This is a genomic window from Streptomyces sp. NPDC004134 (assembly GCF_042874195.1).
Taxonomy (GTDB): domain Bacteria; phylum Actinomycetota; class Actinomycetes; order Streptomycetales; family Streptomycetaceae; genus Streptomyces.
The window spans coordinates 15,545-29,966 of record NZ_JBIAMS010000024.1 but is presented as its reverse complement, the minus strand read 5'-3'; the positions used below and the strand labels follow the sequence as shown (position 1 = coordinate 29,966).

Here is a 14,422-nt window from a genome sequence, read left to right as displayed (position 1 = left end):
GGCGATGACGGACAAGGCACTGCTGAGGCGTTCCCTGGAGGCCGTGCGCACCCTGCGCGAGCAGGTCGACGAGTTGCGCGCACGGGCCGAGGAGCCCATCGCCGTCGTCGGCCTCGGCTGCCGCTTCCCCGGCGGCGCGGACGGCCCCGAGCGGTTCTGGGAGCTGCTGCGCGAGGGCCGCGACGGCGTCGTGGACGTGCCCGGCGACCGGTGGCCCGTCGAGGGCTGGTACTCCTCCGACCGGAGCGAGCCGGGGACCTCGTACACCCGGCGCGGCGGCTTCCTCGCCGAGGGCGCCCACGCGTTCGACGCCGGGTTCTTCGGCATCACCGACGCCGAGGCCCGCGACATGGACCCGCAGCACCGGCTGCTGCTGGAGACGAGCTGGCAGGCGCTGGAGAGCGCCGGGCTGCTGTCGGGGACCGCGGCCGAGCGGCGCGTCGGCGTCTTCGTCGGCGTCTCCGGCTCGGAGAACACCCTGCTGCCCCGGTCGCCGCGGGCGGCGGGCCCGTACACCGCGACCGGCTCCGCGATCAGCGTCGCCGCGGGCCGCATCGCGCATACCTTCGGGCTGCGCGGCCCGGCCCTCGCCGTGGACACGGCGTGCTCGTCGTCGCTGCTCGCGGTGCACCTCGCGGTCGAGAGCCTGCGCCGCGGCGAGTGCACCGCCGCCCTGGCCGGCGGGGTCAGCGCCATGATGTCGCCCGCCGTGATGGTCGCGCTGTGCCGGATGGAGGCGCTGGCCGAGGACGGCAAGTGCAAGGTCTTCGACGCCGCCGCCGACGGCTACGTACGCTCCGAGGGCAGCGGCATGGTCGCCCTCATGCGCGCCTCGGACGCCGCGGCCGTACGCGCCCCCGTCCTCGCCCTCATCCGCGGCTCCGCCGTCAACCACGACGGCCGCACCAGCGGCCTGACCGTCCCCAACGGCCGCGCGCAGCGCGAGCTGATCGCCGGCGCCGTGGCCGCGGCCGGGGTCGAGCCGCGGGCCGTGGACTACCTGGAGGCGCACGGCACCGGCACCGCGCTGGGCGACCCCATCGAGGTACGCGCCGCCGCCGACGTGCTCTGCGCCGACCGCGACCCCGAGGCGCCGCTGCGCATCGGCGCGGTCAAGTCCAACATCGGGCACCTGGAGGCCGCCGCCGGGGTGGCGGGCCTGATCAAGACCGTGCTCGCGCTGCGCCACGGCGAACTCCCCGGCGGGCTGCACCTGAACAAGCCCAACCCCCGCCTCGGCGTCGAACGGCTGCCGGTGGCGCTGTGCGACCGTACGGCGACGTGGCCGCGCCACGGCGACGGCCGGGCCCGTACCGCGGGCGTCAGCTCCTTCGGCTTCTCCGGCACCAACGTGCACGTCGTGCTCACGGAACCGGACGCCCAACCGCCGCGCACCGCGGGCCCCGAGCGCCCCGCGCACGTCTTCGCGCTCTCCGCCCGCGACCCCGAGGGCCTGCGGGAGGCCGCCGCCCGGCACGGCCAGTGGCTCGCGACGCACCCCGACGCGACGCTCGCCGACTTCTGCCACACCGCCACCGCGCGCCGCGCCCACTTCGCCCACCGCGCCGCGTTCGTCACCGGCTCGCGCGACGACCTCGCGCGCCGGCTCGCCGCGCTCGCCGCCGGCGAAGGCCCCGAACCGGCCGCGGTGCCGCGGCAGACCGCGGCGGCCGAGGCGGTCGGCGCCCGCGACCGGGCCCCGGCCCCGCCGGTCGCCTTCCTCCTGGACGCCACCGCACCCGCCGCGGAGCGCATCACCGACACGCTGTATGCCACCCACCCGGGCTTCCGCGCGCACGTCGACCGGTGCACCGCGGAACTGCGCGTTCCCGCGGCGGAGCCGGACGGCGCGCCCGCCGCGCTCGCCGCCGACGTACGGACCGTGGCCTGCCAGATCGCGCTGGTGCGCACGCTCGCCGACTGGGGCATCGCCGCCGGCGCCGTCGCCGGCGGTGCCGCGCCCGGTGACCTCGCCGCCGCCGTCCTCAGCGGCGCCCTCGACGCCCCGGCCGCCGGCGCCCTGCTCGCCGCCCGGCACGGCGCCGCCGCCCCGCCGGCCGCGCTGCCGCAACGCCCGCGCGCGCTGCGGCTGCTGCACGGGCCGGACGCCGCCGAGGCGGGCGCGGACCAGGCCGCCGACCCCGGGTTCTGGCTGCGCCCGGGGCCCGGAGTCCGCCCCGAGGCTGCCGCCGCGGCGCTCGCCGCGCACGGCTACGACACCCTCGTCCACCTCGGCGGCCCCGCGGCGCGGCCCGCCCCCGGCGAGGTCCGCGCGCTGCCGGGTGACGACATCTGGCGCGAACTCCTCGACTGGCTGGCGGACCGGCATGTCGCAGGACAGGACGTCGACTGGTCCGCCTGCGACGACGGCTACGAGCGGACCCGGCTGGACCTGCCTGGACAGACGTTCCGACGCCGTACGCACCGCCCGGACGCCGCGGCATTCGATGCCGCTCCCGCGGCGTCCGGGGCCGGTGCGCCCATGGGGGCGCTCGGGCTGCGGCAGGTCGCCTCGCCGCTCGCGCCGCGCCAGTACACGACCGCCGTCAGCCGCGCCGCGCTGCCCGAAGTCGCCGACACCGCCGGGGTCCTGCACGTCGGCTACTACCAGGAACTGCTCGCCGCCGCGGCCCGTACGGGACCCGGGCTGCGCCTGGACGACCTGCGGTTCGAGCGGGCCCTGACGCTCGCCCGCGGCCAGGAGCGCACCGTGCACCTGGCGGTCGGCCCGGCGGACGGCGACGGCTGGGCGGAGTTCTCCGTCCACAGCCGGGAGGCCGGCGACACCCCGCGGGAGACCTCCGGCGACGAGGGCTGGCACCGGCACGCCGCCGGCCGGCTGCGCCCCGGCGGCGGGGGAGCGGAGCCGGGTCCGCTGCCGGAGGCGGCGCGGGCGGAGATCCGCGAGCGCTGCCCCGTACGCTTCGAAGGCGCCGAGTTCTACCGGCAGATGGCCGAACGCGGCGTCCCCCTCGGCCCGTCCGTCGAGTGGGTCGACGAGGCGTGGCTCGGCGAGGGCGAGGTGCTGGCGCGCTTCCGCCTGCCGACGTCCGCCGAGACCGGCGCCGCCGGCCGCCCGGAGCGCGCTCTTCCCGTGCCCGCCGGGATGCTGGACGCCTGCGTGCAGCTCTACGCGCTCGCCGCCGGCCCCCAACTGGCCGAGCAGGACCTGTTCATGACCGCCCGCCTCGGCGAGGTCGGCTTCGGCGCGCCCGCCGAGGGCGCCCTGTGGTGCCACGTCCGGCTGACCGCGCCGGTCGGCGAACTGCTGGTCGGCGAGCACCTGCTGTGCGCGGAGGACGGCGCGGCGGTCGGCTGGGGCCGCGGCACCGAGATCAGCGTCATCAGCCCGAGCACCGGCGCGTACGAGCCGCCCGCCGACGACGTACGCGACGACGCGGCCCGGCAGCGCTTCCACGGCCCGGACGGCGCCGCCGCGCTGCGGGACCTGCTCACCGGCATGGTCGCAGAACTGCTGCAACTGCCGCCCGCCGAGGTCCCGGGCAGCCGGCCGCTCGCCGAGACCGGTCTGGACTCCCTCGCCGCGCTGGAGCTGCGCCAGCGGGTACGGGCCGAGACCGGCGTCGACCTCCCGGTCGACCTGCTCATCGCCGGTCCTTCACTGGACGAGGTGGTGGAGCGGCTCTGCGGGTCGGTCGCGGGCGACGAGCCGGCCGCGCCCCGCCCGTACGACGTGGACGGCAGGCTCTGGCTGCCCGTGACGCCGCAGGACGACGCCGCCGTGCGGCTGTTCTGCCTCCCGTACGGCGGCCGCGGCGCGTCCCTCTACCGGGACTGGCCGGGCGGCGCGGACGGCGGTGTCGAGGTGGTGCCCGTGCAGTTGCCCGGCCGGGAGGAGCGCGCCGACGAGCGCTGCCTGGTCGACGCCGACGAGGCCGTCGACGCCGTCGCGCAGGCGCTCAAGCCCTATCTGGACCGGCCGTTCGCCTTCTACGGCCACAGCATGGGCGCCCTCCTCGCGTACCGCCTGGCCCACCGGCTGGGCGCGGAGTACGGGGAGCTGCTGCGGCACCTCTTCGTCGGCGCGTTCAGCGCCCCGACCGGCGGCGAGAACCCGCTCGGCGCCCGGCTGCGCGCGGTGACCCAGCGGCTCGGCTACGAGCAGATGCCGGAGCACGAGGAACTGGCACGGGTGCGGAGGTCGCAGCCGCGGCTCTACGACACGGCGCTGCGCGCGGAGCTGGGAGAGCACCTGGCGGGCAAGGCGGACGTGGCCATGGACGGCGCGGGCTACTCGGACCTGCGGGTGGTGCAGAGCTACCGGCACGACCCGGCGGAGGCGCCGCTGCATGTGCCGGTGACCGCGTTCCACGGCGCCGGCGACCCGGTGGTCGCGGAGCAGGACGCCGACGGGTGGCGGCCGTTGACGGACGCCGGGTACGAGCTGCTCGTCGTACCGGGTGACCACTTCTTCGTCCACGGCGACCAGAGCGGCGCGCGGGTCCTGGCGGAGATGGCCGCGCGGCTGCGGCAGCCGGTACGGGCCTGACGCCACCGCCGCGGGCCCGTGGCGACCCACGGCCCGCGCGCGGGACGGGCAAGCCGAAGGGGCGGACGAAGCCGGTGGCTTCGCCCGCCCCTCGCCGTACCGGCCCGGGCGGCCTCGTCAGACCGCCGCGGGCAGCTCCAGCCGCTCGTCGGCGACGAGGATGGCCTGCTGCAGGTTGCGCAGCGCCCGGCAGGGCTCCAGGCCGAGTTCCTCGTTGAGGCGGGTCCTGGCCTGCTGGTAGGTACGCAGCGCGTCCGCCTGCCGCTCCGAGCGGCACAGCGCGAGCATCAACTGCCGGTAGAACGTCTCCCGCAGCGGGTACTCCGCCGTCAGCGCGGACAGCCTGCCGATCAGCTCCCGGTGCAGCCCGAGGCTCAACTGCGCCTCGATCAGCCACTCCAGGTACTCCAGGCGGGTCTCCTCGAGCCAGGTGGCGAAGCCCGCGATGATCGGCCCGTCGCACAGATCCCCGAGGACCGGGCCGCGCCACAGGGAGAGCCCGTCCTCGAAGGCGGTGACGGCCTGCTCGGGCCGGCCCTCCTTGAGGTGCAGACGCCCCCGGTGCAGCAGCTCCTGGAAGCGGTCCACGTCGAACTCGTCGTCCTCCAGGTGGAGCAGGTAGCCGGGCGGGCGGGTGAGGATCGGGTTGTTCCGGCTGCCGGGCTCGCCGAGGAACTTGCGGAGCTGCGAGATGTAGACGTGGATGCCCGCGGTCGCGCGGCGCGGCGGGTTCTGCCCCCAGATCTCGGCGATGGCCTCGTCGATCGAGACCACCTGCCGGGCACGGATCAGTAACAGGACGAGGAGCACCTGCATCTTCTTGGCGCTCACGAATCTGCTGCCGCGACTGTCCACCACCCGGACGGGTCCGAGTATTTCGTACTGCACTTTTCAACCCCCGATGAATTTCTCTAGGCCGAAGTGCTCAGTTTCCATGGCACTGTTGTTCAATTCTCTCGCCGCTACAGGCAGGGGAGCTTGTGTGTGACGCGGCGATGCTGTACAGGTCTTTGCAGGCTATGGAGGGGGTAGGGGGTGCCGAAACCCCTACCCACCCCTAAGTCCCCCCTACGTGTTGTCAGGGGTATTGCGCAGGGCGCGCAGCGGCGTGTGTGACGCATTCACGCCCCCCGGCCAATGCGTCGTGATCATCCGCCGTTCTCGCAAATGCCCGGTATTCACCGCGGCGTATCCGCTGCCCGATATCCGAGTGCGCGGCCGCGGGAATGTGCCCCGTTCCGTACGGCAACGGCCGCATGGCCCCCTGGCGCACCAGGGGGCCATGCGGCCGTCGCGGGACTCCGGCGGGGGGCCGGGGGCCGGGAGGGGCTGGCTGAGCGGCGTCAGCGCGGGGCGTGGCCCTGGCGCATCGCCAGCAGCGAGCCGAACGTCCAGTCCACGGTCTGCTGCACGTGCGCCGGCGCGCCGTGCACGTCGTCGAACTCGTTCATGCTGACCTGCTTCACGTGCTGCCGCACGAACGCCGGGTCACCGGCCGGGATGATCTCGTCGCGCAGGCTGGCGGAGTAGCAGACGGGGATCTCCAGCGCGGCCAGTTCCCCGGGCGTCAGCGCCCAGCCGGCGAGCGTCTTGTGCAGCGCGCCGTCGTCGCCCCCGGCGGTGCCCGTCAGCCGGGCCAGCGTGTGCCGGGTGATGCCCGGTACGCCGCGCAGCCAGTCGGCGTCGCCGAAGAACTCGCTCACCGGCGCCCCCGACGTCACGATGCCCCGCAGCCGGGCGTCGTGCCCGGCCCAGCGCAGCGCCAGGTGCCCGCCGAAGCTGTTCGCCAGGGCGTACGTGTCGGCCACGTCGGCCCGGTCCGCGATCGCGTCGAGCAGGGCGGGCAGCATCCGCCAGCTCTCCCGGTCGTACGGGAGGGTGTTCTCGCCCACGCCCGGCAGTTCGGTGACGACGATGGCCATGCCCAGCGCAGCCGCCTGGAGCGTCACCGGCGCCCACTGCTCCTTGAGGCTGACGATGCCGCCGGTCACCAGCAGCACCGGCTTCGGCTCCGCCGCCGAGAGCCCGCCGGCCCAGGCCACCACCTCGCCGTCGGCCAGCGGCGCGGTGACCCGCTCGATGCCCTGCTGGCCGGCGCGCCAGCGGTCGAACGCCGACCGGCACTTCTCGTACGCCTCCTGCCGCGCCGGGCCGTCGACGACGGGGAAGCGGGCCATGGTGTAGCAGAGGAACGCGGGCAGCAACTGTCCGGCGTCGTCGAGTTCCGCGGCCGCCGCCGACCACTCCGCCGTCCACGAGCCGGGGGCGCCGTCCTCGTCACTGGTGATGCGGTCGAGCACCTTCTCGTACTGCCCGGGGGGCAGTTGCAGCGCCTTGGCGTGGACGAGCGCGAACTCCTTGAGCTCCGTGACGTCGTTCATCGTGTTCCCTCCCGCGCCCAGCGCACGGTCAGGGCGAGGTGGCCCGGCACCGCGTCGATCTGCCGCAGTTCGTGCCGGAAGTCGGCGGTCCCGTCCTCGGCGTGCCCGTGGGCGTCGAAGCCGTTCCGTGAATAGAAGTCCCTGACCTTGCCGTTCTTCGGCGACGGCACGTACCGTGCCGCGACCGCCTCGGCCCCCTCGGCCCTGGCGTGCTCCAGCAGTGCGGCGAGGCAGCCCTGCTCGATGCCGCGTGCGAACACCCGGCAGCTCAGCAGGAAGTTGTCGACGTGCCACACGGGCCCGTCGGTCCGTACGAACACCGCACCGACCAGGCCGTTGTCGCCGAAGCGGTCGCCGGAGCGGATGGCCAGGACCAGGTTCCCCGGTGAGCCGGCGAGGGAGGCGACCTCGTCCTGCTGGAGCCGCCGGGTGGTCAGGTTGAACTGGTTGGTGCGCTGGGTGAGCTGGGCGACGCGCGGCACGTCGGCCTCGGCGGCGGCGGTCAGCTCCACCCGCACGTCCAGCTCGCGCAGGTAGTCGTCCAGGGAGGAGAAGGAGTCGAGGAAGTCCTTGCGGACCAGCTCCTCGCGGTAGCGCTCGGGGCGGCGGACGTCGTCGTCGGTGAGGTCCCGTACGTCGAACCAGCCGTCGGCGAGCAGCCGCCCGGCGTGCAGCGCCGGGTCGCCGTCGAGGTGGAGCACGGTGACCTCGGGCAGCTCGCGGGCCACCAGGCCGCACTCGTAGGGGCTGTCGTCGGCGAAGACGAACGAGTCGAGGCCGAGGTTGAGGTCCTCGGCCAGCGCCCGCAGGTTGTCGTGCTTGGGCGACCAGTTGGCGACCACCCGCACGAAGTCGTCCTCGCGCAGGGTCATCTCGGGGTGGTCGCGCAGCACCCCGCGTACGGGCTCCACGTCGTTCTTGCTGACAGCGGCCACCAGCACCCCGCGCGAGGCGAGTTGCTTGACCACCCGCTGCATGCGCTGGAACGCGCGCCCCGTGCGGCCGTCGGCGACCTCGATGCCCTCCGGGCCGTCGTCGCCGAGCACGCCGCCCCACAGCGTGTTGTCCAGGTCGACCGCGAGCACCTTCTTGGCCCGCCCGGACCGGCCGCGGGCGAGGTGCGCGACCTCCCGCGCGGCGGCGGCGGTCAGCTCCGCCGCGAACGGCGTGCCGACGTAGGTCGCCAGCCGGTCCTCGGCGAGGGCGGCGGGGCCGGTGAGGAGCGGGTCGAGGTCGAGGACGACGAGGCCCGGGTGCTCGTCCATCAGCCCGAGCAGCCGGGCGTTGCCCTCGCGCCAGACGGCGCCGAGCCGGGCGCGGGAGCGGTGGTCCACGAGCTGGGCGGTGAACTCCCGGGGGAGCGGCATCGTGGTGTAGACGAGGGTGCCGGAGCCTGAGGTGCCGTGGGTGGCGGCGAGCTTGCCGAGGAGGTGCACCTTCTCGGTCAGCACCCGCTCGACGTCCTCGGGCCGCCACGGGCGCGGCACCTCGTCGAAGACGATCCCGGCGGCCAGCAGACACACGACGAGGTCGGTGCCGGCGGCGTAGACCTCGCTCGCGGGGTCGGCGAGGTCGAACAGCCAACTGTCGTAGTCCGCGACGTGGGAGCGCAGCAGCATGCCGTGCCGGGCCAGCTCCATGGTGAGCGGCGGCACGAGGCCGGCGACCGTGCCGTGCCCGGTGACCGCGACGGACACCGTGGGGATGCCGGGGTGGACGGCGCGCACCTCGTCGGGGGACAGGCGGGACAGCAGCCGGCCGGCGCGCTGCCGTTCGTCCTCGCCGAGGCCGTGCAGCAGCGCGGGGAGTCTCGGGTACTCCGCGACCAGGTTTCCGGACCGGTGCAGCTCCGCGACGGGATCCGGAGTGGATGGCGGGGGAGCGGGGGCAGCGGACACGGATCTCACACCTCCTGGTGGACCAGCGCGGCGGACCGCCGGGCGGGCGCGACGGGAGAGGCGCGGGCGGACCGCCCCCAGGCTCGCCAGCGGGGCTTGACGGGGCCTTGGAGGGGTCTAAAGCGGTCGTACGCGGCGGCGGTGGCGGCGCGCGCGCCGGGCCGCCGCCGCGGGCGCCTCCGGACTCCGCGGGCGCCCTTGCCCGCCCTCGGGAGCGGGAGCCGGTACGGCACGGGCGCCGCGCCCCGCTGCGTGAACACAGCGGCGCGCGGCGCCCGTCGCGTACCTCGGCGCTTCCGTCAGCCGGTCGCCTCCAGCGCGAAGCCCGACTTGATCCACTTGCTCGACTCGATGGCGACGCCGAGGGCCCGGTCGCCCGCGGCGAGCTTCGGCAGCAGCCGCTCCATCTGGAAGAACACCAGCGCGTTGCCGTTGTTGCCGGTCTCGTCGACGCAGGAGACCTCCTGCGCCTCCGGCGCGCCCATCCGCTCCCGGATCTTGGCCGTCATCCGCCCGGAGAGCTGGGGCGGCAGCACGTAGGCCAGCTCGTCCGGCTTCCAGTCCAGCCCGGCCAGCAGTTCCTCTGCCGACTCGGCGGCCATCTCCGGCACCGCCGCCTCGATCGCCTTGTAGTCCTCGCTGACCGGCGGGCCGTCGAACCGGCGGCTCGCGCCGTACCAGTCGAGCGTCTGCCCGGGCTGCTTGCCCAGCCCCACCAGCTTGGTGAACACCGCCCGCAGCGCGGGCCCCGGCGACGGCTCCGCGGTCAGCACCAGCGCGCCGGCACCGTCCCCGAACAGCATCAGGTTCACCAACTGCGCGGGCGGCAGCGCCGCGGCGTCCATGTCCGGATCGACGAGCTTCGCCGAGACGTCGCCGCCGAGCACCAGCGCCGTGCGGTGGCCACCGGACAGCAGCAGCCCCGCCGCCACCGACAGCGCCTGCACCGCGCCCGAGCACCCGGACTGGAGTTGGTACGTCGGCACCTGGTCGATGCCCAGCCGGTCCGCGACGACGTTCACCGTCGTCGGCATCAGCATGTCGGGCATCGCCGTGCCCATCACGACCACGTCGACGTCCGACGGCTCCAGACCGGCCGCGGCCAGCGCCCGCCGGCCCGCCGTCTCGCCGAGGTCGGCGAGCGAGAACCGCGGCTCGCCCGTCTCCAGATCCACCGCGAGATGGCGGTACTTGGTGCCGACGAACGCCTCCGCCCACTGCTCCCACATCGGACCGAGGCCCATGCGGCGGCCCAGGGTCGCGTTGTCGATGGGCGGGCCCGGCGACGCCGTGCCGAGGCCGGCGACCCGCAGGTCGTTCTCCCGGTTCAGAACGAGCACGTGATCACCAGGCCACCGGGAGCGAACTCGCGGCGTACATCGTCGCCTCCGCGCGCAGCGGCACCTCTTCCGGCTCGACCGCAAGACGCAGGTCGGGGAACCGGCGGAAGAGCGCCGAGTACGCGATCCGCATCTCCACCCGGGCCAACTGCTGGCCCAGGCACTGGTGGATGCCGTAGCTGAACGCCATGTGCCCGGAGGTGGAGCGGCCGACGTCGAAGCCGTCCGCGTCCTCGAAGCGCCCGGGGTCGCGGTTGGCCGCCGACAGGGACACGGTGACCCCGTCGCCCGCCTTGATCAGCTTGCCCTCCAGCTCGACGTCCTCCAGCGCGGTGCGCGGCACGCCGAACTGGGCGATCGTCAGGTACCGCATCAGCTCCTCGACGGCGTTGCCGAACAGCTTCGGGTCCTCGCGCAGCCGCTTGATCTCGCCGGGGTGGCGCAGCAGCGCGTACGTGCCGAGCGACAGCATGCTGGCGGTCGTCTCGTGCCCCGCCATCAGCAGCAGCATCCCGATGCCGGTCAGCTCCGCGTCGTCGAGCTCGCCGGTCGCGATCAGCCCGCTCAGCAGGTCGTCCTCGGGCTCCTTGTGCTTGAGCTGCACCAGCTCGTGGATCAGCCCGTAGATCGCGGCGAAGGCCGCCGCCACCTCCTCGCCGGACGAGCCGATGCGCATCACCGTCGTCGAGTGATCCTGGAAGCGCTGGCGCTCGCCGTACGGAACGCCCAGCAGCTCGCAGATCGCCAGCGAGGGAATCGGCAGCGCGAACGACGGCACCAGGTCCGTGGGCGGCCCCTGCCGCTCCATCTCGTCCAGGTGCTCCTCGGTGATCTGCTCGATCCGCGGCTCCAGCGCCTTCATCCGCCGCACCGTGAACTGCCCGGTGAGCAGCCGCCGGTAGCGGGTGTGGTCCGGCGGGTCCATGTGCATGAAGAAGCCGGGCGGCACCTTCTCCCAGGGCCGGCCGCCGGAGGGCAGCTCGAACGGCACCTTCTTGATGTCGCCCCGGGCGCTGAACCGCTGGTCGCTGAGGACCTTGCGGGCCGCGGTATGACTCGTCACCAGCCAGCCCACGTGCCCGTCCGGATACAGCAGCGGGCTCACCGGCTCCTCGGCACGCAGCCGGCCCAGCTCTTCCGGCGGGTCCAGCGGGCGCGGCCGCTCGGTCGGCAACCGCCGGGGCGGCGTGGACAGCGTGTCCGACATGACGCGTTTCCTTCCTCCGCATGCGAAGCCGCGGGGCCGGCACTGCCGGTCCACGCCTTTCCGCCCAGCCTCGGGTTATGGCCTTAAGGCGGACTTGGGCGTGCTTAAGGCGCGTCGGCAGGCTCGGCCGGTTCGGCGGCCTCCTCGAACCGGATGACCTGTCCCGGGCAGGAGCGCACGGCTTCGTCCACCGCCTCCCACTGCTCCTCGGCGGGGCGCTGTTCCAGCACCACGACCTCGCCTGTCGCCTCATCCTGGTCGAAGACCCGCGGGGCCAGAAGCGTGCACATGCCGGAGGCGACGCACCGCTCGACCTCGGTCTCGACCTGCATGGAGGAATCCCGCATGAGGGCATCCTTCCGGAAACTCGGATCCTTGAACCGGCCCGTAGCGTACGGCCATTCACCTCCGCCTTCGAAGCCGGAAAAGGCTTTAGAAACCGGCAAGTCACCCCCAAGGCGCGGCCCGCATGGTGAACCGGGCGGCATACGGCGACCGCCCGGCACCGGACCATGCGGAAAGGGCGGAACTGCACATGGCGGAAGCAACCGGGGGCCCGGACACCCGAGTCCACGGAGTCGTACTCGGGGGCGGTCTCGCCGGCGTGCTGGCCGCCCGGGCACTGCGGGACCACGTCGACCACGTCACCGTGATCGAACGCGACACGTACCCGGAGGAGCCCGAGCCCCGCAAGGGCGTCCCGCAGGGCCGCCACGCGCACATCCTCTGGTCCGGGGGCGCCGAGGCGATCGAGGCGCTGCTCCCCGGCACCCTGGACCGGCTGCGCGCCGCCGGCGCCCACCGCATCGGCGTCAAGGAGGACATGGTCCTCTACAGCGCCTACGGCTGGCAGCACCGCTTCCCCGGCTCCCACTACGCGCTCACCTGCAGCCGCCCCCTCCTCGACCAGACCGTCCGCGAGGCCGCCCTCGACCACCCGGACACCGAGGTGCTGACGAGGACCGAGGCGCACGGGCTGCTCGGCGACCGCACCCGCGTCACCGGCGTCCGCGTACGCACCTCGGACGGCGGCACCCGCGAACTGCCCGCCGACATCGTCGTCGACGCCACCGGCCGCGGCTCCCGGCTGCGGCACTGGCTCACCGACCTCGGCCTGCCGCCCGCCGCCGAGGAGAGCGTCGACACCGGACTCACCTACGCCACCCGCGTCTTCCGCGCCCCCGCGGGCGCCCCCGCGGACTTCCCCGTCGTCAGCGTCTACGCCGACCACCGCACCGGGCAGCCCGGCCGCAACGGCCTGCTCCTGCCCATCGAGGGCGGCCGCTGGATCATCACCCTCTCCGGCACCCGCGGCGGCGAACCGACCGCCGCCGACGCCCGCTTCGCCGAGTTCGCCCGCGGTCTGCGCGACCCGGTCATCGCCGACCTGATCGACGCCGCGGAGCCGCTGACGCCGGTCCGTACGACCCGCAGCACCCTCAACCGCCGCATGCACCTCGACCGCCTCGCCGACCGCCCGGAAGGGCTCGTCGCGCTCGGCGACTGCGTCGTGTCCGTCAACCCCATCCACGGCCACGGCATGAGCGTCGCCGCCCAGTCCGCCCGGGCCCTGGAGACCTCCCTGAGCCGCGCCGGCGGGCTGAAGCCCGGCCTGGCCCGTACGGCGCAGCAGGCCATCGCCGCCGCCGCGGACGCGCCGTGGCTGCTCTCCGCCTCGCAGGACCTGTGCTACCCCGACAACAAGGCCACGGTCAGCGACCCCCGTCTGACCACCCAGGCCGCGCAGCGGCAGGGGTTCGCCGATCTGGTCACGAGCGCGTCCCTGGTCAACGAGCGCGTCTGCGACGCCCTCACGGCCGTCACCACGCTCACCGCACCGCTCGGCAGCCTGGAGACGCCCGAGTTCCTGGCGTCGATGCGGCAGCAGGGCCGGCCGCCGCTGACGGCGGCGCCGCTGAAGGACGCGGAGGCGGCGGTGCTGCGGGCGGCGAAGTAGCCGCGGTCCGCGGCGAGAGCATCGAAGCACCACCTGATCACCGACGGGCACGGCACCACGCTCGCGGTCCTGCCGACGGGCGGCAACCGCAAGGCGGGTGCCGGAACATCCGCAGGTCACACGAGCGGACCAATCCGCCGAGCGACGCGCCCGGCGGGCGCGGCGGTGCCTGCGGGCCCGCGTACGTTCGCCCTATGGCCCCCTTCTCGCCTCGCGAGGCGCATGTGAACGGACAGGTCGTCGAGTACGTGCGGTCCGGCGAGGGACCGACGCTGGTGCTGCTCCACGGCTACCCCCAGACCTGGTACGAGTACCGGGAGGTCATCCCCGGGCTCGCGGAACACTTCACCGTGATCGTGCCGTCGTTGCGAGGCGCGGGAGGTTCGAGTGCACCCGGGGGCGGCTACGACAAGAGGACGATGGCTCAGGATCTGCGGGCCCTGCTCACCGACCTCGGCCTTCAGCACGAAATCAGGCTGGTCGGTCATGACATCGGCAGCATGGTGGCCTACGCCTACGCGGCGCAGTACCGCGACGGCGTGGCCGCGCTGGTGTTGAGCGAGGCGCCGATCCCCGACCCGGGCATCTACCAGTTCCCCTCGCTCACCCCGGCCGGACCTGGCCTGTGGAACTTCGGGTTCTTCAGCCTGGCCAACGGACTGCCGGAAGCGATGATCCAGGGGCGGGAGCAGGTGTGGGTGGAGAAGTTCATCGGCGCGATGGCGGTCCGCCGTGAGCGGGCCGTCGACCCCGGCGCCGTACGCGAGTATGCCCGGCACCTCGCGGACCCGGACCATCTGCGGGCCAGTTTCGAGTGGTTCAGGGCACTGGACCAGGACGTGGCCGACAACCGCGACTTCGCCGAACGGCCACTGGCCGTGCCGGTGCTCGCCGTCGGCGCCGAGAACAGCCTCGGCCATGCCGTATCCGACCAGGTGAGCCGGTACGCGACCGACGTCAGGGACGAGGTGGTCGCAGACAGCGGCCACTGGATCTTCGAGGAGCGTCCGGAGGAGATGACCCGCTTGTTGCTCGACTTCCTGCGATGATGTGTCCGAGCCAGGACTGCGGGGCCTACCAGGACCAATTCACTTCGCGGTCTCAGCCGTTGTGAGAGAACCGCCCGCCG

At 74.1% G+C, this 14,422-nt stretch carries 9 protein-coding genes; 3 read left to right on the top strand and 6 right to left on the bottom strand.

Annotated features, from left to right (window positions below):
* The first annotated feature begins 4 nt into the window (after positions 1-4).
* Positions 5-4,510 (top strand): beta-ketoacyl synthase N-terminal-like domain-containing protein, encoded by a 4,506-nt coding sequence (locus ACFYVJ_RS26275; RefSeq protein ID WP_388896098.1) that lies wholly within the window; start codon positions 5-7, stop codon positions 4,508-4,510.
* A gap of 117 nt (positions 4,511-4,627) precedes the next feature.
* Here the strand turns inward: ACFYVJ_RS26275 and ACFYVJ_RS26270 are convergent, their stop codons facing one another.
* From ACFYVJ_RS26270 to ACFYVJ_RS26245, 6 genes are all read right to left on the bottom strand, one after another.
* Entirely contained in the window at positions 4,628-5,398 is a 771-nt protein-coding gene (locus ACFYVJ_RS26270) for an AfsR/SARP family transcriptional regulator (protein ID WP_101426009.1), read from the bottom strand.
* 455 nt (positions 5,399-5,853) lie between these two features.
* Positions 5,854-6,891, bottom strand: coding sequence for an alpha/beta fold hydrolase (locus tag ACFYVJ_RS26265; RefSeq protein WP_388896094.1), 1,038 nt, complete (start codon positions 6,889-6,891; stop codon positions 5,854-5,856).
* On the bottom strand, positions 6,888-8,789 hold the full coding sequence (locus ACFYVJ_RS26260; RefSeq protein ID WP_388896090.1) for an HAD-IIIC family phosphatase: 1,902 nt from the start codon (positions 8,787-8,789) through the stop codon (positions 6,888-6,890). The genes ACFYVJ_RS26265 and ACFYVJ_RS26260 overlap by 4 nt, the downstream gene beginning before the upstream one ends.
* Positions 8,790-9,088: 299 nt before the next feature.
* Positions 9,089-10,129 carry a 3-oxoacyl-ACP synthase III family protein gene (locus tag ACFYVJ_RS26255; protein ID WP_388896086.1) on the bottom strand — a complete coding sequence of 347 codons (1,041 nt, stop codon included), beginning with the start codon at positions 10,127-10,129 and terminating at the stop codon, positions 9,089-9,091.
* Positions 10,130-10,133: 4 nt separating this feature from the next.
* Complete coding sequence (locus ACFYVJ_RS26250; protein WP_388896083.1) at positions 10,134-11,336, bottom strand: cytochrome P450; 1,203 nt, start codon at positions 11,334-11,336, stop codon at positions 10,134-10,136.
* Between the two features lie 104 nt (positions 11,337-11,440).
* Positions 11,441-11,683, bottom strand: coding sequence for a ferredoxin (locus tag ACFYVJ_RS26245; protein WP_388896080.1), 243 nt, complete (start codon positions 11,681-11,683; stop codon positions 11,441-11,443).
* Between the two features lie 188 nt (positions 11,684-11,871).
* Between ACFYVJ_RS26245 and ACFYVJ_RS26240 the strand changes: the two genes are divergently transcribed.
* Entirely contained in the window at positions 11,872-13,293 is a 1,422-nt protein-coding gene (locus ACFYVJ_RS26240; protein WP_388896078.1) for an NAD(P)/FAD-dependent oxidoreductase, read from the top strand.
* 194 nt (positions 13,294-13,487) lie between these two features.
* The gene (locus ACFYVJ_RS26235) at positions 13,488-14,342 is read left to right on the top strand and encodes an alpha/beta fold hydrolase (protein ID WP_388896075.1); all 855 of its coding nucleotides are present in this window, start codon (positions 13,488-13,490) and stop codon (positions 14,340-14,342) included.
* Positions 14,343-14,422 lie beyond the last annotated feature (80 nt).